This window comes from Marinomonas fungiae (genome assembly GCF_001418205.1).
Classification (GTDB): domain Bacteria; phylum Pseudomonadota; class Gammaproteobacteria; order Pseudomonadales; family Marinomonadaceae; genus Marinomonas; species Marinomonas fungiae.
The window spans coordinates 171,264-190,576 of the sequence record NZ_LIQF01000008.1 but is presented as its reverse complement, the minus strand read 5'-3'; the positions used below and the strand labels follow the sequence as shown (position 1 = coordinate 190,576).

Sequence of the window (19,313 nt, the reverse complement as noted above, 5' to 3'; positions counted from 1 at the left end):
GCTCGACTTGCATGTGTTAAGCCTGCCGCCAGCGTTCAATCTGAGCCATGATCAAACTCTTCAGTTTAAAAAGTTTGCTCAAACTCGTGAATCACGTCTGACTTTTACTATATTCTTCAACCCGAAGATTAAAGAACGTAAAGCGAATTGACATGGTCACTTGTTTAAGACTTCAAAGTTTTTGAGAAGTCTCCAGCAAGCGCCCACACAAATTATCTGATTATCTATTTTAAAGAGCGTCTGACGCGGTGTGCTTCGTTGTTGTGAAGCGTTGTCCGTGTCAGTGGGTGCGTATAATACGCATCAGAATTTTCAGCGCAAGCACTTTTTGAAATAATTTCAAAAAAAGCTGTGAATCTTTAGGGCAGACTTACAAGCTTGAATGTGCCCCCTCTTGAATCACTAAAAACAAAAGGCCCGCGTCTTGTAAAGACGCGGGCCTTTAAGCATTCTGTCTAAAACTCTTACAGACCGTAAGACATTAGACGATTGTAACGACGTTCTAGTAGCTCATCAGTTGTCAGCGACTCTAGTCGATCCAGTGCAGCCAATACATTTTCTTTGTAACGCTCAGCCATTAACGCATGGCTAGTATGTGCGCCACCAAGAGGCTCTTCAAGAATGGTATCTACAAACCCAAGCTCTTGTAGACGATCAGCCGTGATCCCCATTGCTTTCGCCGCATCGGATGCACGATCTGCACTCTTCCAAAGGATTGACGCACAACCTTCAGGTGAGATTACCGAGTAAGTGCCGTATTGCAGCATCATTAGCTCATCACAAACACCAATCGCTAACGCACCACCAGAACCACCTTCACCGATGACTGTTGAGATGATTGGTGTTTTTAAACGAGACATCACAGCAAGGTTGTAAGCAATCGCTTCACTCTGACCACGCTCTTCTGCACCGATACCTGGGTAGGCCCCAGGTGTGTCGATGAGCGTCACGATTGGCATATTGAATCGCTCAGCGGTTTCCATCAAGCGAAGCGCTTTACGGTAGCCTTCAGGGCGCGGCATGCCGAAGTTACGCATCACTTTTTCTTTTACTTCACGACCTTTTTGGTGACCAATCACCATCACAGGGCGGCCATCAAGACGCGCTACACCACCAACAATAGCACGGTCATCTGCATAATGACGGTCACCGTGCATTTCTTCAAAGTCTGTGAAAACATGTTTAATGTAATCCAGTGTGTAAGGACGCTTAGGGTGACGCGCCAACTGAGAAACTTCCCACGCACCTAGGTTGCTGAATAGGTTTTGCGTCAGAGTAATCTTTTTATCTTCTAGTCGGCTGATCTCTTCACTGATGTTCAGATCATTGTCATTGCCAACAAGTCGTAACTCTTCAATTTTTTGTTCGAGCTCAGCAATTGGCTGCTCAAAAGGTAAGTAATCTAGATTCATTTTTTACACGCTGCTATTAAGTTGCCTGATATTCTACAGAAAGTTCTAGCTTCGAACATCCTATCGCGCCGTTCCATTGACGATACGCGAGTGAAAGAATGATAAAATGGCGCTAAGTATACACTAACTGCACCTTTTGTTTACCGTAATGTTTTTCAAGTTCGTGAATTAATTCGTCATCGGGGCGAATTTTCCATTGCGGCCCCAACTTCACATCCCCTGTAGCCTGATTTGTTTCAAAGCCAATCACCACATCACAGCCATCGCCTCGGTATGGAGCAATATAGCTTGCCAATGCATCAATATTTTGTGGTGTAATATCTTGTTCAAGCCAATCGATTCTCAGAGCTTCAACATAACGAATACGGGCAGTTGCCATATCCAAGACATTACGGGCAGATACCTTTTGACCACCACGAAACTCGTCAATACTGATTTCACCTTCGATGACAACAACTTGGTCTTTTACTAAATATTGCTTAACACTTTCAAAGGTATCAGGGAACACAGCCACTTCAATACGTGCCGAGCGGTCATCTAGAGTAATAAAAGCAATATTGCCACCGCGTTTACTCTTGGTAATACGCATCTCAACAATCAGGCCTGCCATGACCTGCGTCTCACGTTTCGGCTGCAGATCAACTATGCGTTGACGGGCAAAACGACGAATTTCTTTCTCATAATCATCAATTGGATGGCCGGTTACATATAGTCCCAAAGTATCCTTTTCACCATCTAAGCGCTTGCGACCATGCCACTCAGGGACAACACCGATTTCGTCATAGGCATTTTCAGTCGATTCTTCGACTGCGATACCAAACAAGTCCATCATCCCCGCATCTTGGTTTTTAGCATTTTGATCCGCACGTTTTAGCGCTTCGTCAATACTCGCAAACAGCGTTGCACGGTTTGGTCCGATCGCATCGAAAGCACCAGAACGCACTAAGGCTTCCATGACACGCTTATTCATTTTACGCCCAACACGTTCACAAAAGTCAAAGATATGCTTAAACTCGCCTTCTTTACGAGCCTCCACAATGGCTTCGATAGGACCTTCCCCTACACCCTTAATCGCACCAAGACCGTAAACTATGTCGCCTTTGCGGTTTACTGCAAACTTGTAAACCGATTCGTTCACGTTTGGTAGATCTACCGTCAAGTTCATAGCCCGGCATTCTTCCACGAAGATAACGATCTTATCCGTGTTCTGCATATCAGCAGATAATACCGCAGCCATAAACGGCGCCGGATAATGATGCTTCAGCCATGCGGTTTGATAAGAAACCAATGCATAAGCTGCAGAGTGAGATTTGTTAAAGCCGTAACCTGCGAATTTCTCCATCAAGTCGAAGATGTTACCCGCAAGATCTTTATCAATGTTGTTCTTCGCAGCACCCTCCATGAAAATCAAGCGCTGCTCAGCCATTACCTCAGGCTTTTTCTTACCCATGGCACGACGCAACAAGTCGGCGCCACCTAGGGAAAATTTCGCCAACACCTGAGCGATCTGCATTACTTGCTCTTGGTACAAGATAATACCGTAGGTTGGCTCCAATACGGGGATCAGATCTTCGTGCTGATAGTCAGGATGCGGGAAGGCAAGCTCGGCACGGCCATGCTTACGGTTGATAAAGTCATCCACCATGCCTGAGCCAAGCGGGCCAGGACGGTACAGTGCTACCAAGGCGATAATATCTTCAAAACGCGATGGCAATAGCTTCTTGATCAACTCTTTCATACCACGGGATTCCAGCTGGAATACTGCGGTGGTTTCGGCACGCTGTAATAGGTCGTAAGTAGCTTTGTCTTCTAGATCGATCAGAGCGATGTCAAGCGGCTCTTTCCCTTCCCTAGCATGAATGTCGTTAATCGTTTTTAAGGCCCAGTCAACCACGGTTAGAGTTTTCAGACCTAAGAAGTCAAACTTAACCAGACCTGCTTCTTCAACGTCGTTCTTATCGTATTGAGTAACTAAGCCTGTACCATCTTCTTCACAATACAGCGGTGCAAAGTCAGTCAGTTTAGTCGGGGCAATCACTACACCACCGGCGTGTTTACCAAAGTTACGCACCGTCCCCTCTAGAGAGAACGCCATATCCATAACTTCCGCAGCCGCCTCATCACCTTCGATAAACTCAACCAGCGCTGGTTCAACTTCCAGCGCTTTTTTAAGCGTCATACCGATTTCAAACGGAATCAATTTAGAGAGCTTATCCCCTAGACTATAGGATTTACCCTGAACTCGAGCCACGTCTCGCACTACCGCTTTCGCAGCCATCTGACCAAAGGTAATGATCTGCGATACCGCATTACGCCCATAGCGACGGGCCACGTAATCAATCACTCGGTCGCGATTTTCCATACAGAAGTCGATATCGAAGTCGGGCATGGAAACACGCTCTGGGTTCAAGAAACGTTCGAACAGCAAGTCGTATTCTAGTGGATCAAGATCGGTAATTTTCAGGGCATAAGCGACCAAAGAACCGGCACCGGAACCCCGTCCAGGGCCAACCGGAATATCGTTATCCTTGGACCATTGAATAAAGTCCATTACGATCAGGAAGTAACCTGGGAACCCCATCTGGTTGATAATATCGAGCTCAAAGTTAAGACGGTCGATGTATTCTTGTCGACGAGACTCAATACGATCGCCATATTTTTTCACCAAGAGCTCAAAACGCTCTTCTAGACCTTTATGAGATAACTCACGGAAGTAATCTTCCATGGTCATGCCTTCTGGTACCGGGAAGTCTGGTAGGAAGTATTTGCCTAACAAGACATCGACGTTACAACGCTTTGCAATCTCCACCGTGTTTTCAATCGCTTCCGGTAAATCCGAAAACAACTCTTCCATTTCTTCAGCAGATTTAAAGTACTGCTCTTCGGTGTACTTGTGCTGGCGACGCGGGTCTTCTAAGGTTACACCATCGTAGATACACACACGTGCTTCATGGGCTTCAAAATCTTCACGCTTAATAAAGCGTACATCGTTAGTCGCCACAACGGGACAATCTAATTCTGCCGCCAGCGGTACGATTGCGTGAATATAGTCTTCTTCTCCAGCCCGAAGAGTACGCACTACCTCCGCGTAATAACGATCAGGAAAAGTATCCATCCAGCGCTGAAGATAATGACGCGCCTCACTCTCAAGACCTTTGGCGAGTAACACACCAACATCACCATTCACTCCACCCGATAGCGCAATCACATCTTCATTATGCTCAGCCACCCATTCACGCTTGATGATAGGCCGCCCCTCCACTTGACCTAACTGATAGCCTTTAGAAATCACTTCAATGATGTTCTTATAACCGGTATTCGACATCGCTAACAACGTCATACGAGTACGTTGCTCAATCAGCCCCTCTGCCTCTAAAACGATGTCTGCACCACAGATCGGCTTAATACCTTTGTCCATAGCACCTTTGTAGAAGCGCACAAAACCACACAGGTTATTCTCATCAGACATTGCCACGGCTGGCATCTGCATTTTATCGGCTTGAGCAATGAGGCCTTTGACCTTTACCAAGCCATCAACCAGGGAAAACTCGGTGTGCACTCTAAGGTGAATAAAGGATGACATGAGATTAACCTTCTAAGATTCGTTTAACCGGTCCAAAACTACGTCGATGAATATCACATACACCGTGCTCTTGAATCGCTGCTAAATGTACAGCGGTTGGGTAACCTTTATGTTTTGCGAAACCGTATTCGGGGTACTGAGCATCCAACGCGACAATTTCGCGATCGCGGGTTACTTTGGCTAAGATCGACGCGGCGGCTATCGCTGCATGGCGTGCATCGCCTTTCACTACCGCTTCCGCAGGACATGGAAGCTCTTTGGGGATGCGATTACCATCAATCAAAGCATGCTCCGCCGGAACTGATAAAGTCTCAATGGCACGTTTCATCGCCAACATGCTAGCGTGCAAAATATTTAGTTCGTCAATTTCATCAACTGAAGCGCGAGCCACACTAAACGCTAACGCTTTTGTTTGGATCTCGTCAAATAAAGCTTCACGCTTCTTTTCAGACAATTTCTTTGAGTCGTTTAATCCAACGATGGGGTTTTCAGGATCCAAGATCACAGCCGCCGCGACAACATCTCCAGCTAATGGACCACGACCTGCTTCATCAGCTCCCGCCACCAACAAACCATCATATAATTGGCTGATAAAGGGCTCTAACTCAGCCATTGCGAATCTCCTTGGCAATCGCTCGTGCGGCTTCCTCACCGGCATTTTTACGCAACATTTTATGCAGCTCTAAAAATGTTTTTTGCATGTCTGCATCTTGCGCATAGTCGTGCCACTCTCCCACCAAAGCATTGGCCAGCTTGACCGGAGTTGCTTCATCTTGCAGCAGTTCAGGCACTAAGCGCTTGTGAGCCAAAAGATTAGGCAAAGACACATAGGGCACTTTAATCATTCGCTTCATAATCGCGTAAGTTAGTTTGGTAAAGCGATATGCCACAACCATTGGGCGTTTTACCAACATGGCCTCTAAGGCCGCAGTCCCAGAAGCCAACAATATCGCTTCGCCAGCAGTCATTACCGTACGCGACTGGCCATCCACCACCGTCGCCTGAACCCCCGTATCACGCAAAATCGCTTCAATTTGTACTCGGCGCTCTTGATTGGCAGCAGGAATAAGAAACTTAGCACCATTGACTTGTTGCTGAATCACTTTCATCGTTTCAGCAAAAATAGGCATCAATCGGCTCACCTCACCACCACGTGAACCAGGCAAAATAGCAAACCAATTATCTTCTACAGAGACACCTAAACGCTCGCGAGCCAGCTGCTTACTACTTTCCAACGGCACTTCATCGGCTAAGGTATGCCCTACACATACAGCTGGCACTTGATGCTGTTGATAGATATCCAATTCAAAGGGAAACAAAGTCAGCATCAAATCGACCGATTGCTTTATTTTGAAGATTCGTTTCTGACGCCAAGCCCAAACAGAGGGACTAACATAATGGATAGTCTTAAGCCCTTTCTGACGTAGCTTACGCGCTAAAGGCAAATTAAAATCAGGAGAGTCGATACCGATAAAAGCAGTGACATCACGCTCTAAGCAATGATTCATAATACTCTTACGAATGCCCAACAATTCGCGCAAACGACCAAGCACTTCAACCAACCCCATGACAGACAAGCGCTCCATAGGAAATAAACTATGGAAGCCTTTCTCGATCATTAATGGTCCACCAATGCCTTCAAAAATGGCGTCTGGAAAACGCTGCTGCAAATGCTCAATTAAATTCGCTCCTAGGATATCGCCAGAAGCTTCACCTGCCACCATCACAAATCGTTTTTGCATAGAATACATTTCACCTTCATAAAAAAACCCCGACGAAATCGGGGTTTCTTTTGAGCCAGCCATCACCTATCGGACAATGCCGCGATTAGACTGACGAATAGAGATCACAAAATCGGCCACTTCTTGAATACGATAAATATCACTTGCTTCAATCTCACTCAATGCATGTTCAAGAGGCATACCTTTGATGTACACCATCTTGTAAGCAGAGCGAAGTGCTTTAATGACATCCGCAGGCATGCCCCGTCGACGCATACCTTCAAAGTTCATACCATGCGCCTTGGCTGGGTCACCCGACACCATCACATAGCGCGGTACATCCTTAGTTACCATAGAGCCCATGCCACACATGCTGAAGGAGTTGACTTGGCAAAATTGGTGGATGCCAGTGTAACCACCTAAAATCACAGAGTCGCCTACTTTGACGTGACCGGCTAAAGCCGCGTAGTTTGCTAGGATGTTATTGTTACCAACCACACAATCGTGGCCTACGTGAGTGCTCGCCATGAACAAATTGCCATGACCAATTTGTGTAACACCTTGGTCCTGAACAGTTCCACGGTGAAGAGTTGCGTTCTCTCGAATCACATTTCTGTCGCCAATAACCAAACGTGTCGGCTCACCCTTGTATTTCTTATCTTGGTTTGCTTCACCAACGGAAGCAAACTGATAAATCTCATTATGTTGGCCAATGGTGGTATGACCATTCACCACAACGTGAGACTTCAACACCGTACCGGCGCCAATCTGCACGTCGGGGCCGACAATGCAAAATGGGCCGATTTCAACATCACTGTCTAGTTCAGCTTTTGGATCAACTATCGCAGTTGGATGTATCAACACTTATAGCTTCCTGTCAGCACATAGGATTGTAGAAGAACAAACAAGTTCACCTTCAACAGATGCCTTCACCTCAAATTTCCAAATTCCGCGACGCTCAGTTAAGATTTTCGCTTCAAGCTGAAGGCGATCACCTGGCACAACAGGACGCTTAAAACGAGTATTATCAGCACCTACGAAGTAGTAGATTGAACCATCTTGAGGCGTTTTATCCATTGTTTTAAAGCCTAGGATACCGGCTGCTTGAGCCATCGCTTCGATAATCAAAACACCAGGCATTACTGGATGATCTGGGAAGTGACCGTTAAAAAACGGTTCATTTACCGTCACGTTTTTGTACGCTACAACTGATTCCCCAGGTGTCAATTCCACTACACGATCCACCAACAAGAACGGGTAACGGTGGGGTAAGTAACGGCGAATTTCATTCACATCCATCATTTATGCATTAACCTTTTGTTAAAAGCGTATTAACTTGTTTTTCCAATTTTGAAATTTGCACAGCCATGTTCTCAATACGACGTAAACGAGCGGCAGATTTACGCCACTTTTGGGTTGAGTCCAAAGCGGTTCCAGAAGAGTAAGATCCAGGGGTATCTATCGAGCGAGTCACTAAACTCATCGCCGTAATATGAACATTATCCACTAAGGTAATGTGCCCCGCTAAGCCCGCCCCTCCGGCAATAGTGCAGTTTTTACCAATGACAGCACTGCCTGCAATGCCTACACAACCTGCAATCGCGCTATTATCGCCGATTACGACGTTGTGAGCAATTTGTACGAGGTTATCAATTTTGACACCATTACCGATCTTGGTATTTTCGATGGCACCACAGTCCACCGTTGTGTTCGCACCGATTTCAACATCATCGCCAATCGTAACACTGCCAAGCTGATGAATTTTCACCCATGCACCTTCGTGAGGCGCAAAACCAAACCCATCACCACCAATTACTGCGCCACTGTGAATAATACAGCGTGCACCAACAACAACACGGTCATAAAAAGTTACATTAGCAGCAAGTCGAGTGTTTTCTCCGATTTTAACACCTTCCCCTATAACGCTACCGGCACCAATATAACAACCAGCCGCCAAGTTGGAATAGGCGCCCACAGTAACATTAGGGCCGACCACGACACCCTCGGCGACAACAGCCGTTTCATGAATGACCGCAGAAGGGTGAATCGAGTCCTGCCATCCCTGCTCTTGAGCAAGAAACAGTTGCGTGGCTTGGGCAAATGCTAAATAAGGGTTACGGACAAGAATGGCATTACGAACTTGATCAGCATCTGCTTGGTTGCGCAATAATACTGCGCCAGCCTCAGAGTCAGCCAACCGATCAGCAAATTTAGGATTAGACAGAAAGGTAAGCTGATCAGCATCAGCATGATCCAATGTTCCCAATGACGTAACAACGTATTCAGGATCACCAAATAACTCGCCGCCTACGTGGGCGGCGATATCTGAAAGGGTATAACCCATCCACTACTTCTCTTTGTTTAATTTTTCGATCAGCTCTGCTGTGATATCAACAGATTCGTTCGTGTAGATGGCAGCCTGACGAGAGATAACTGCATCCAGCTTACGCTCATCAATAAGCTCTTTCAAAGCCGCTTCACCCTTAGGCGTTAGGTCCTGAATTAATTGCTGCTCCATCTGCTGCGCCTGCTGCTGCATTGCAGCAACCATTTGGCGCAATTGAGCTTGCTTTTTGTTCACATCGCCACGACGCTTAGCTAACTCATCTGCAGATAACGTCAACTCATCCCGCTTAAGGCTCTCTACCATATCCTTCAGCGTACGGTTCTCTTGCTCTAAGCGCGCTTTCATTTGTTCAACTTGCTGACGTGGCGCTTGTGCTGCTTTTTGCCCTGCATTACTTTGTAAAAGTGCAGCACGGAAATCCAATACTGCTATTTCAGAGGCCATAACGTTAACGCTTAGCAAGGCCGCAACAGTCATCCCCAAAAACTTCTTCATTTTGAATCCTTACCCTGTTAGAAGGTTGTGCCTAGCTGAAATTGGAATACATCTGTCTCATCACCTTCTTTATCGTTTAACGTCTTAGCAATGTTAAATGACAGTGGTGCAATCGGCGTAATCCAAGTCCAGTTGAAACCAACACTGTAACGAATTTCACCGACATCGAAACCTTCCTGACAGCTCGTACTACCTGTGAAACAGTAGTCTGTATATACGTTACCCGCATCCAAGAAAATCGATGTACGCACAGAACTGTGATCCTCAACCATTGGCATTGGGAAAATAATCTCCGCCGTGGCCGTCAACAGCATATTACCACCGATCGAATCCGTAGGCGTATTATCGCTATAGGTGTTTCGAGGACCGAGCGACGAAGCACTAAAACCACGAACAGAGTAAACGCCACCAGCGTAATAGTTTTCAAAGAAAGGCAAGCGATCGGTATCTCCGTAACCGAAACCATAGCCCGCACGCCCTTTCAAATGGAAGAGCCACAAGTTATTTTCGCTTAGATTCCAATAAGCTTGAGAAAGTGCACCAATCTTGGCATAAGTTTGGTCACCCAAAGGTGTCGCAACGTCCAACGTAATTCGATGGCTGACACCACCTGTTGGCAGCAAACCACCCACTATATCGTTATCACTCCAAGCAATGTTGGCAATTACGTCATCAAAGGAATCGCCGTAGGTATCTAAGTAAGCCTGCGTTTCCAAAGAAGGGTTGGCACCAAGATCAACACCAGTATTCTTAACCGTCACACCAAAGCTTAAACGCTGCGTGTCGGTAATTGGGTAGCCGAAGTTTACTGAGGCACCAATACGGTCTAGGTCGTAATCTTCCACATCGTCTTCATCGTGATCACTTACTTGATAGAACAAGCTGTAGCCACGACTGACGCCATCCACAGTGAAATAGGGGTTGTCATAGGACAATGTAAAGTCTTGCGTCTGATTACTGCGGCTCATATTGAAACCAAGCTTATTACCAGTCCCCAAGAAGTTACGCTTAGAAATACCAAAGCCGAGCACTGTACCCTCTGCTTGAGAATACCCGATACTAGCCTGAATACTGCCAGAAGGCTGCTCTTCTACCACGACATCCAAATCAACTTGATCAACCGTACCAGGTACAGGACGAGTTTTCAGATCAACGGTTGAGAAGAACCCTAAACGCTCAATAGCACGCTTAGACGCTTGAATTTTACTATGGGTCGCCAAAGCACCTTCAAACTGAGTCATTTCACGACGCAATACTTCGTCTTTAGTTTCCGAGTTACCGCTAAAATTGATGCGGCGAACATACACCTTGGGACCAGGTGCAATATGGTATGTTAAATCAACCTTGTTGCCTGGTAGCTTGTTCGGGATGATGTTGACATTGGTAAATAAATAACCACTATCCCCTAGCTCACCCGATAAGGCTTCCATAATATCGGTCGTTTGCTTACGCGAGAAGACATCACCCGTTTTCTGATTGATGTGCTTCCAAATACGGTCTTCACTGATTGGCAAAGAACCACTTAGCGAAACATCATTGATGGAGTAGGATTCACCTTCAACAATGTTTACAACGACGTAAACTTCACGCTTATCAGCAGACACACTGACTTGGTTTGAAATCAGCTCAAAATCCAAATAGCCTCGGTCTAAATAAAAGCTACGAAGTGTTTCCAAATCGCCCTGAATCTTTTGCTTAGAATACTCATCAGCAGAGCTGAATGGGTTAAAGTAACCCGTTTCTGCTGATTGGAATTTATCCGTTAACTCTTCGTCAGCGAAGTGTTTATTGCCCACAATATTAATATGGACGATCTTAGCGGTAACGCCTTCTTCAATATTAATATTAAGAGCCACACGGTTTCGAGGCAGTTGCTCTACCGACATTTCTACCTGAGCGCTGTAACGCCCCAAAGCGTAATACTGGCGCTGCAACTCTTGCTGAATCTGATTCAGGGTTTCAGGCTTGTACAACTCCCCCTCTTCCAAACCAGATAAGCGCAAACCTCGCTGCAAATCTTCAGTCGAGATCATATCATTACCATCGATCTTAATCTGACCAATGGTTGGACGCTCAACTACTTTGAAAATAACAACATTGTCTTCTTCAAAGACTTCAATATCACTAAAATAGCCTGTTGCAAAAAGGTTACTAACCGCTTCATGCACTCTTGAGGAATCATACCCCTGACCTTGCTGAAAGCCGATGGTCTCGAATGCACGTGTGGGTGACATCTGCAATAGGCCGTCTACACGAACATCTGCAACTGTCTTCGCATAACTTTGAGCACTACAAATTGCTAATACTGATGCTACAAAGACTCTCACATATACCTCTCTACAAGCGGGCAATATCATTAAATAAAGCAACGGCCATCATCGCAAACAGCAATGATGCTCCAATACGATAAGCAAACCCTTGAATACGTTCAGAAACAGGCTTACGTCGTACGGCTTCTATCCCAAAAAACAGCAAATGCCCACCATCAAGCATGGGGATCGGCAATAAATTTAACACACCAAGGCTCACACTAAGGTAAGCCACAAATTTCAAAAAGGATTGCAAACCAGAGTCAGCGGATGCACTCGCTACTTTGGCAATCGTAATAGGACCTGACAAGTTATCAAGAGAGATCAGCCCCTGTAGCATTTTACCAATGGAAGAAACAGTCAAGGTCGTCATTTGCCAAGTCTGTTGCACACCATAAACTGCCGAGCCCCAAAAGCCAAATTCACGGGTGCGAAGATCTTCCGAGGATAACTCTGGCGGTGCTACTGCTAGACCTGCAAATCCTGTCGCCACGCCATCTAACTCTCGAGAAGCTGGCGTCAGCAACAACGTTTGCTGCTGTCCATTGCGCTCCACTAAGACGTTGAGCTGTGCGGCTGGACTCTTTTGAACCCAAACAACAAAGCTTTGCCAATCTACTACCTTCTCTCCATTGATAGCCAAAACCGTATCACCAGCTTTGAAACCTGCTGTTTGCGCCGCACCACCGTCGACGACATCGGCAATGGTTGGAACCACCCTTGGACGCCAAGGCTCAGCACCAAAACGCGAGATTAAATTGCTTGGTTCCTCCCCCGCCAACCAACGATTAAGGGTGAAGTCACCCTCTTCTTCAATGGTGCTATCCGCCGGTAAGTAACGAACACTATAGCGCCCCGTCTGACCAATCAAGTCCGCTAACGCTAAATTTACATCTTCCCAAGAGTGTGTACGCACACCATTAACTTGAGTGATCTCTGCACCCACCTCAATTTGAGTTTGGGCTAGAGGCGAATTATCTGTGATTGAAGCCAGTTTTGGAGCCAGCGCTTGAAGCCCCATTCCTGCTACCGCAGCGTACACGACAATCGCCAAAATAAAGTTGGCAATGGGGCCTGCAGCGACGATCGCAATACGCTGCCACACATTTTTATTGTTAAAGGCCTGACTTTTTAACGCCTCAGGCACATTACCTTCACGGCCATCGAGCATACGTACGTAGCCCCCTAGCGGAATCATCGCTAAGGTGAACTCGGTGCCAGATTTAGCCGTGTATGTATAAATTGGCTTACCAAAGCCTACTGAAAAACGCAGCACCTTCACACCACATAAGCGCGCAACATAATAATGCCCAAACTCATGGAAAGTGATCAGCACTCCCAGCGCAATGATGATAGATAAAGCATTTTCAAACATGTTATGCAAACTCCGAAGCAATCAATTGTTGCGCCAATGCTCGCGCCTCTTGGTCCGCCGCAAACACTGCCTCCAAGTCATTGACAGCTTTAATCTCAGAGTGTTCAAGCACTCTTTGATTTAAACGAGCAATATCCAAAAATGCAATTTGCTCTTTTAAAAATGCCGTAACGGCCACTTCATTGGCCGCATTTAAACAGGCCATCGCAGTCCCGCCGAGGTACCACGCCTCGCTGGCAAGTTTCAGATTTGGAAAACGCTCCAAATCAGGTGCTTCAAAATTTAATTGAGAAACCTTAAAAAAGTCTAAAGGCTCTACGTTGGTTTCAATACGCGCCGGCCATGTCATACCATACGCAATCGGAATTTTCATATCCGGATTCCCCATTTGCGCAATAACAGAGCCATCTTTATAAGCAACCATTGAGTGAATGATACTTTCAGGATGCACCACCACTTGAACATCAGCAGGTGTCACATCAAATAGCCAGCAAGCCTCAATTAATTCTAAGCCTTTGTTCATTAAGCTTGCCGAATCTACCGATATTTTTTGCCCCATTGACCAGTTTGGATGAGCACAGGCTTGGGCTGGCGTGACCGTCAGCATTTGATCATAGGAGAAAGTTCGGAAAGGCCCGCCCGATGCTGTCAGTAAAATATTTGCCACATCTCGTTTGGTCGCACCGAATTCATTTTGCGGTAAGCATTGAAAGATCGCATTATGCTCACTGTCGATAGGCATCAAGGTCACATTGTGCTTTGCCACCTCATCCATAAATAATCGACCAGCGGTAACCAGACTTTCTTTATTGGCTAACAGTACGCGCTTACCCGCTCGAATAGCCGCTAACGTGGGGCGCAACCCCGCAAACCCCATAATAGCTGCCATAACCTGATCGCAATCGTCACTAGCAATACTCTCCATGGCCTCGCTACCCCATTCAAACTGGGTATCAAGATCAGCACATAAAGCGGCTAACTCATCACGCGCTTGAGCACAGCCCATGACCGCTCGCTTCGGTTTGAACTGACGGCAAATTTCCGCCATACGTGCCACACTGGCATTCGCTGCGACACTGATCAACTCAAATTGCTCTGGGTACTGGGCAATAACATCTAGTGTGCTGCGGCCGATTGAGCCAGTTGCCCCAAGAAGACAAATCTTTTGCATCATACCCAACCTACAAAGCTCAGTAACAATACATAAATTGGTGCTGCAGACGTCAAGCTGTCTACTCTATCCATCACACCACCATGACCGGGAATCAGTTGACTAGAGTCTTTCAGCGATTCGTGACGTTTAAAAAGGCTTTCCGTTAAATCGCCCAATACAGATGTCATCACCGTCACCAACGCAGTTAATGACAATAGCGGCCAAGAGATCACACCAGTGGGATCAAAAAAAGCAAATAGCGCCACACCAACTTGGGTAACAATCAACCCGCCGATCACACCTTCCCAGGACTTACCTGGAGAGACTTTTGGTGCAAGTTTACGTCTACCAAAAGCTTTACCGGAAAAATAAGCACCAGAATCAGCCCCCCAAATCAACCCCATAAGTAACAATACCCACACCACAAATTCATTCGAATCGCGCAGCACGACTAATGCAGACCAAGTGGTTACTAAAACCAACAAACCAAATAAAATACGACTAAAGCGAGACTGCCAACCTTTTTCAGTAGGGTAATTAATCACCCAAAATAAGGCGATTAACCATAAAACGGGAGCAACCCAAAGAATGGCACGCTGTAGATCAAAAATGGCAATGCCATAACATAAAGTGCCGACTAATCCGGCGAAAGCAATACGCCCCTGCTGGCGAGTAATCCCCGATAAACGAGCCCACTCCCAACCGGCCAAGAGCACCACCCCCCCCATGGCAAATTGAAACCCTGATGCTTCTAAAACAAACACCGCATAGATAAACAACAGCGCCATCACGATTGCGCTAAGAACTCTTGGTAAAAGCATAATAACTATCGCCCACCGTATCGTCGTTGACGTTGTTGATAAGTCATCAGTGCTTCCTCAAAGTGTGCGCCATCAAAATCCGGCCAAAGCACTGGCATAAAAATAAACTCAGCGTAAGCAAGCTGCCACAATAAGAAGTTACTCACACGCTCTTCTCCAGAAGTGCGTATTATCAAGTCCAACTCTGGCAATCCAGCCAAGCAAACATGCTGACCAAGGGCTTCTTCCGTGATATCGCTTGGCAATATTTCCCCTGCCGCGACTTGCTGAGCAAGTGTTTGCGCAGCTTGAGCAATATCCCAACGACCACCGTAGTTAGCAGCAATGGCTAATACCATACCTTGATTGTCTGCCGTGGCCTGCTCAGCCAGCGCAATTTGCTCTTGCAACCCTGCACTGAAGCCTGTTTTATCACCCACGACAAGCAACTTAATAGCATGCTCATTCAGACGTTTTGCTTCTTTTTTTAAAGAACGCATAAACAGCCCCATCAAGCCGTCAACCTCCGCTTGAGGGCGCTTCCAGTTCTCACTTGAGAAAGCAAACAAAGTTAGCACTTTGACACCGCAGCGCGCGGCCGACTCCACCGTTTTACGAACAGCTGCCGCACCAGCCCGATGACCTGCGATACTTGGTAAATGCTTTTTCTTCGCCCAGCGATTATTGCCATCCATAATAATGGCCACGTGAGCAGGGACAGATTGGCTCTCAACAGCCAACGTTTGGTTCGACATAGAATTACCTAGTCAGAAAAAAGGCAGGCGCCGCATGGCACCTGCCTTTTTACTTAGATTGCCATTAGATCTTTTTCTTTCGCAGCCAAATGCTCTTCGATTTGAGCGATGTATTTGTCTGTTAATTTTTGAACTTGATCTTGGCCTCGACGTTCTTCGTCTTCAGAAATCTCTTTTTCTTTCACTAGGTCTTTTAAGCTATTGTTCGCATCACGACGAATATTACGGATTGCAATACGGCCGTTTTCCGCTTCAGACTTAGCTTGTTTGTAGTAATTACCACGTGTTTCTTCTGTCAATGCTGGCAGAGGAATACGGATAAGGTTACCTGTCGTAGAAGGGTTCAAGCCTAGATCAGACTTCATGATAGCCTTTTCAATCACAGACACCATGTTACCTTCCCATGGAGTGACACCCAATGTACGAGCGTCTTCAACGGTAACGTTTGCTACTTGGTTAAGAGGAGTTTCGCTACCGTAGTAGTTCACTTTGATAGGATCTAAAAGGCTTGGGTGCGCGCGACCTGTACGAATCTTTTTAAACGCGTTATCTACGGCAACAACCGCCTTGCCCATGCGCTCTTCCGCATCTTTTAAAATCTCGTTAATCATTATTTCCTCACTTAATAACGGTACCTTCGTCGCCACCGGTCATGATATTAATCAGAGCCCCTGGCTTATTCATGTTAAATACTCGAACTGGCATTTGATGGTCACGAGTTAGACAGATAGCCGTTAAATCCATGACGCCTAACTGTTTTTCCAAAACTTCATCGAAAGTTAATGTATCATATTTCACTGCATTTGGATCCTTCATCGGATCAGCAGAATACACACCATCTACTTTTGTCGCTTTCAGCACAACATCTGCATCGATCTCAATACCACGTAAACACGCAGCAGAGTCCGTTGTAAAGAACGGATTACCTGTACCAGCAGAGAAAATAACCACATCACCATCTTTTAGGTGACGCATCGCTCGACGACGATCGTACGGCTCGACGATGCCAGTCATTGTGATCGCAGACATAACACGTGTCGAAATGTTTGCACGCTCAAGGGCATCACGCATCGCGAGTGCGTTCATAACCGTTGCCAACATACCCATATGATCACCCGTCACACGGTCCATACCCGCCTGACTCAAGGCTTGACCACGGAATAAGTTACCACCACCGATAACAATCCCGACTTCCACACCGATACCACGCAATTGACCGATCTCAAGCGCAATACGGCTCAACACTTTTGGATCGATACCAAAGGTTTCATCGCCTTGCAGCGCTTCGCCGCTTAATTTCAACAAAATTCGTTTGTATTTTGAGTTTTTTTCTTTAGGCATTTAGAACCTCCGGTCATGGTGAGAAGTGATGTATTGAGATGGATCGCACCTCAATAGGCTATTCATAAAAAGGGGCAGTCTAGCTGCCCCTTATTATACTCAAAAACTTAATAAGCAATTAGCCTTTAAGTTGAGCAGCAACCTCAGCAGCGAAGTCTACTTCCGCAACTTCGATACCTTCACCTACTTCGATACGAACGAAAGAAGTTACAGTAGCACCAGCATCTTTTGCTAGTTGGCCAACTTTAACTTCTGGGTTCTTAACGAATGGCTGGTCATTTAGGCTGTTTTCAGCCAAGAATTTCTTAATACGACCACCAATCATCTTGTCAACGATTTCAGCTGGCTTACCAGCCATATCTGGTTGAGCGCGGATGATTTCTTCTTCTTTAGTAAGAACTTCAGCAGGCATATCTTCACCACGAACAACACGTGGGTTAACAGCTGTTACGTGCATAGCAATATCTTTCGCTAGCTCATCACTGCCGCCATCTAGCTGAACTAGAGTCGCGATTTGACCGTTGCTATGTAGGTAACCAGCAACTAGACCACCTTCAATGATCACTGCACGACGTGGTGTAATGTTTTCACCGATTTTCTGCACTAGAGCTTCGCGAGCTTCTAGCATTTCACCAGTGATCACTACAGACATGTCAGTTTCTTTAGTAGCAAAAACTACGTCAGCAACTTTGTTCGCGAATGCTAGGAAACCTTCGTCGCGCGAAGCGAAGTCAGTTTCAGAGTTGATTTCAACCAATACACCGTAAGAGTTATCATCAGCAACTTTCATGATGATAGTACCTTCGGCAGCAGTACGACCAGCTTTCTTAGCTGCTTTCATACCACTTGATTTACGTAGCTCTTCGATTGCTACTTCAATGTCGCCACCAGCAGCAGTTAGAGCTTTTTTACACTCCATCATGCCTAGACCAGTGCGTTCACGTAGTTCTTTTACCATTGCTGCAGATACTGCGGCCATGTCAATTCCCCTTGTACGATAACAAAATTTAAAAAAAGGAGAGAGCACACTCTCCCCTTTTATAAACAGACCCGTGAGAGCCGTAAATTACGCTTCAGAAGCTTCGTTTACTTCAACAAACTCGTCAGCGCTACCAGCAGCTGCCGCACGACCTTCTAGAGATGCGTCAGCAAATGCAGAAACGTACAACTGAACTGCGCGGATTGCGTCGTCGTTTGCAGGAATTACGTAATCAACACCATCTGGATCACTGTTAGTATCAACGATACCAATAACAGGGATACCTAGCTTATTAGCTTCTTTGATTGCGATACGCTCGTGATCAACGTCGATTACGAAAAGAACGTCAGGAAGACCACCCATATCCTTGATACCGCCTAGAGAGCGCTCTAGTTTCTCAAGTTCACGAGTACGCATTAGCGCTTCTTTCTTAGTTAGCTTTTCGAAAGTACCGTCAGCTTGTTGACCTTCTAGATCACGTAGACGCTTGATAGACGTACGGATTGTTTTGTAGTTAGTCAACATACCACCTAACCAACGGTGGTTAACGTATGGCATACCAGCGCGTGAAGCTTGTTCAGCAACTGATTTAGATGCAGCACGTTTAGTACCTACGAACAAAACTTTGTTTTTGTTCTCAGCCATTTTCTTAACTAGCTCTAGAGCTTCGTTCATAGCTGGCACAGTGTGCTCAAGGTTGATGATATGAATCTTGTTACGAGCGCCGAAAATGAATGGCTTCATTTTTGGGTTCCAGTAACGAGTTTGGTGACCGAAGTGTGAACCAACCTGTAGTAGGTCGCGCATAGAAACTGTAGGCATTTTACTATCCTTCAAATTTTGGGTTACGTTAACTTGTTAGCCCTAGCCGCTCAGCCTTTTGAAATTTAAAGCAATTTCAGGCACCCCAGAGCGTCTATTTTTAACTAGGCAACAAGGTCGTTAGATTGTTTAGTGTACAGCTTAATTTTGTCATCAAAAATAAGCCGGCGTTTTATACCACAAATGACACACTTACAAAAGCAGTTATTCCCTTTACAAGC

At 46.0% G+C, this 19,313-nt stretch carries 17 protein-coding genes and 1 rRNA gene; all 18 read right to left on the bottom strand.

The window, feature by feature from the left end; translation table 11 throughout:
• A 16S ribosomal RNA gene (locus tag ASC49_RS13430) occupies window positions 1-67 on the bottom strand; the annotation flags it as partial.
• A gap of 397 nt (window positions 68-464) precedes the next feature.
• Entirely contained in the window at window positions 465-1,412 is a 948-nt protein-coding gene (gene accA / locus ASC49_RS13425; protein WP_055463757.1) for an acetyl-CoA carboxylase carboxyl transferase subunit alpha, read from the bottom strand.
• Window positions 1,413-1,524: 112 nt separating this feature from the next.
• Window positions 1,525-4,995, bottom strand: a complete 3,471-nt coding sequence (gene dnaE / locus ASC49_RS13420) for a DNA polymerase III subunit alpha (protein WP_055463756.1) — start codon at window positions 4,993-4,995, stop codon at window positions 1,525-1,527.
• 4 nt (window positions 4,996-4,999) lie between these two features.
• A complete protein-coding gene (rnhB, locus tag ASC49_RS13415) occupies window positions 5,000-5,608 on the bottom strand; it encodes a ribonuclease HII (protein ID WP_072242115.1) in 609 nt (202 codons plus the stop codon).
• The gene (gene lpxB, locus ASC49_RS13410; RefSeq protein ID WP_055463773.1) at window positions 5,601-6,737 is read right to left on the bottom strand and encodes a lipid-A-disaccharide synthase; all 1,137 of its coding nucleotides are present in this window, start codon (window positions 6,735-6,737) and stop codon (window positions 5,601-5,603) included. Before lpxB ends, rnhB begins: the two co-directional genes overlap by 8 nt.
• A 66-nt stretch (window positions 6,738-6,803) precedes the next feature.
• On the bottom strand, window positions 6,804-7,580 hold the full coding sequence (gene lpxA / locus ASC49_RS13405) for an acyl-ACP--UDP-N-acetylglucosamine O-acyltransferase (protein ID WP_211262062.1): 777 nt from the start codon (window positions 7,578-7,580) through the stop codon (window positions 6,804-6,806).
• The gene (gene fabZ, locus ASC49_RS13400; RefSeq protein ID WP_055463755.1) at window positions 7,581-8,018 is read right to left on the bottom strand and encodes a 3-hydroxyacyl-ACP dehydratase FabZ; all 438 of its coding nucleotides are present in this window, start codon (window positions 8,016-8,018) and stop codon (window positions 7,581-7,583) included.
• Between the two features lie 7 nt (window positions 8,019-8,025).
• Entirely contained in the window at window positions 8,026-9,060 is a 1,035-nt protein-coding gene (gene lpxD, locus ASC49_RS13395) for a UDP-3-O-(3-hydroxymyristoyl)glucosamine N-acyltransferase (RefSeq protein WP_055463754.1), read from the bottom strand.
• A 3-nt stretch (window positions 9,061-9,063) separates the two neighbouring features.
• Entirely contained in the window at window positions 9,064-9,558 is a 495-nt protein-coding gene (locus ASC49_RS13390) for an OmpH family outer membrane protein (RefSeq protein ID WP_055463753.1), read from the bottom strand.
• 17 nt (window positions 9,559-9,575) lie between these two features.
• On the bottom strand, window positions 9,576-11,885 hold the full coding sequence (gene bamA, locus ASC49_RS13385) for an outer membrane protein assembly factor BamA (RefSeq protein ID WP_245624717.1): 2,310 nt from the start codon (window positions 11,883-11,885) through the stop codon (window positions 9,576-9,578).
• A gap of 10 nt (window positions 11,886-11,895) precedes the next feature.
• Window positions 11,896-13,242, bottom strand: coding sequence for an RIP metalloprotease RseP (rseP, locus tag ASC49_RS13380; protein WP_055463751.1), 1,347 nt, complete (start codon window positions 13,240-13,242; stop codon window positions 11,896-11,898).
• A gap of 1 nt (window position 13,243) precedes the next feature.
• Window positions 13,244-14,413 (bottom strand): 1-deoxy-D-xylulose-5-phosphate reductoisomerase, encoded by a 1,170-nt coding sequence (gene ispC / locus ASC49_RS13375; protein ID WP_055463750.1) that lies wholly within the window; start codon window positions 14,411-14,413, stop codon window positions 13,244-13,246.
• A complete protein-coding gene (locus ASC49_RS13370; RefSeq protein WP_055463749.1) occupies window positions 14,413-15,216 on the bottom strand; it encodes a phosphatidate cytidylyltransferase in 804 nt (267 codons plus the stop codon). Before ASC49_RS13370 ends, ispC begins: the two co-directional genes overlap by 1 nt.
• 5 nt (window positions 15,217-15,221) lie before the next feature.
• Window positions 15,222-15,950, bottom strand: coding sequence for a polyprenyl diphosphate synthase (uppS, locus tag ASC49_RS13365; protein WP_055463748.1), 729 nt, complete (start codon window positions 15,948-15,950; stop codon window positions 15,222-15,224).
• Window positions 15,951-16,003: 53 nt separating this feature from the next.
• Complete coding sequence (gene frr / locus ASC49_RS13360; protein WP_055463747.1) at window positions 16,004-16,561, bottom strand: ribosome recycling factor; 558 nt, start codon at window positions 16,559-16,561, stop codon at window positions 16,004-16,006.
• A gap of 7 nt (window positions 16,562-16,568) precedes the next feature.
• The gene (gene pyrH / locus ASC49_RS13355; protein WP_055463746.1) at window positions 16,569-17,291 is read right to left on the bottom strand and encodes a UMP kinase; all 723 of its coding nucleotides are present in this window, start codon (window positions 17,289-17,291) and stop codon (window positions 16,569-16,571) included.
• 118 nt (window positions 17,292-17,409) lie between these two features.
• A complete protein-coding gene (tsf, locus tag ASC49_RS13350) occupies window positions 17,410-18,270 on the bottom strand; it encodes a translation elongation factor Ts (protein ID WP_055463745.1) in 861 nt (286 codons plus the stop codon).
• An 87-nt stretch (window positions 18,271-18,357) separates the two neighbouring features.
• Window positions 18,358-19,092 (bottom strand): 30S ribosomal protein S2, encoded by a 735-nt coding sequence (rpsB, locus tag ASC49_RS13345; protein ID WP_055463744.1) that lies wholly within the window; start codon window positions 19,090-19,092, stop codon window positions 18,358-18,360.
• Window positions 19,093-19,313 lie beyond the last annotated feature (221 nt).

Coding starts and splice junctions, on each gene's coding strand:
- accA (WP_055463757.1), bottom strand. CDS start 1,412: ATGAATCTAGATTACTTACCTTTTGAGCAGCCAATTGCTGAGCTCGAA.
- dnaE (WP_055463756.1), bottom strand. CDS start 4,995: ATGTCATCCTTTATTCACCTTAGAGTGCACACCGAGTTTTCCCTGGTT.
- rnhB (WP_072242115.1), bottom strand. CDS start 5,608: ATGGCTGAGTTAGAGCCCTTTATCAGCCAATTATATGATGGTTTGTTG.
- lpxB (WP_055463773.1), bottom strand. CDS start 6,737: ATGCAAAAACGATTTGTGATGGTGGCAGGTGAAGCTTCTGGCGATATC.
- fabZ (WP_055463755.1), bottom strand. CDS start 8,018: ATGATGGATGTGAATGAAATTCGCCGTTACTTACCCCACCGTTACCCG.
- lpxD (WP_055463754.1), bottom strand. CDS start 9,060: ATGGGTTATACCCTTTCAGATATCGCCGCCCACGTAGGCGGCGAGTTA.
- ASC49_RS13390 (WP_055463753.1), bottom strand. CDS start 9,558: ATGAAGAAGTTTTTGGGGATGACTGTTGCGGCCTTGCTAAGCGTTAAC.
- rseP (WP_055463751.1), bottom strand. CDS start 13,242: ATGTTTGAAAATGCTTTATCTATCATCATTGCGCTGGGAGTGCTGATC.
- ispC (WP_055463750.1), bottom strand. CDS start 14,413: ATGCAAAAGATTTGTCTTCTTGGGGCAACTGGCTCAATCGGCCGCAGC.
- ASC49_RS13370 (WP_055463749.1), bottom strand. CDS start 15,216: ATGCTTTTACCAAGAGTTCTTAGCGCAATCGTGATGGCGCTGTTGTTT.
- uppS (WP_055463748.1), bottom strand. CDS start 15,950: ATGTCGAACCAAACGTTGGCTGTTGAGAGCCAATCTGTCCCTGCTCAC.
- frr (WP_055463747.1), bottom strand. CDS start 16,561: ATGATTAACGAGATTTTAAAAGATGCGGAAGAGCGCATGGGCAAGGCG.
- pyrH (WP_055463746.1), bottom strand. CDS start 17,291: ATGCCTAAAGAAAAAAACTCAAAATACAAACGAATTTTGTTGAAATTA.
- tsf (WP_055463745.1), bottom strand. CDS start 18,270: ATGGCCGCAGTATCTGCAGCAATGGTAAAAGAACTACGTGAACGCACT.
- rpsB (WP_055463744.1), bottom strand. CDS start 19,092: ATGCCTACAGTTTCTATGCGCGACCTACTACAGGTTGGTTCACACTTC.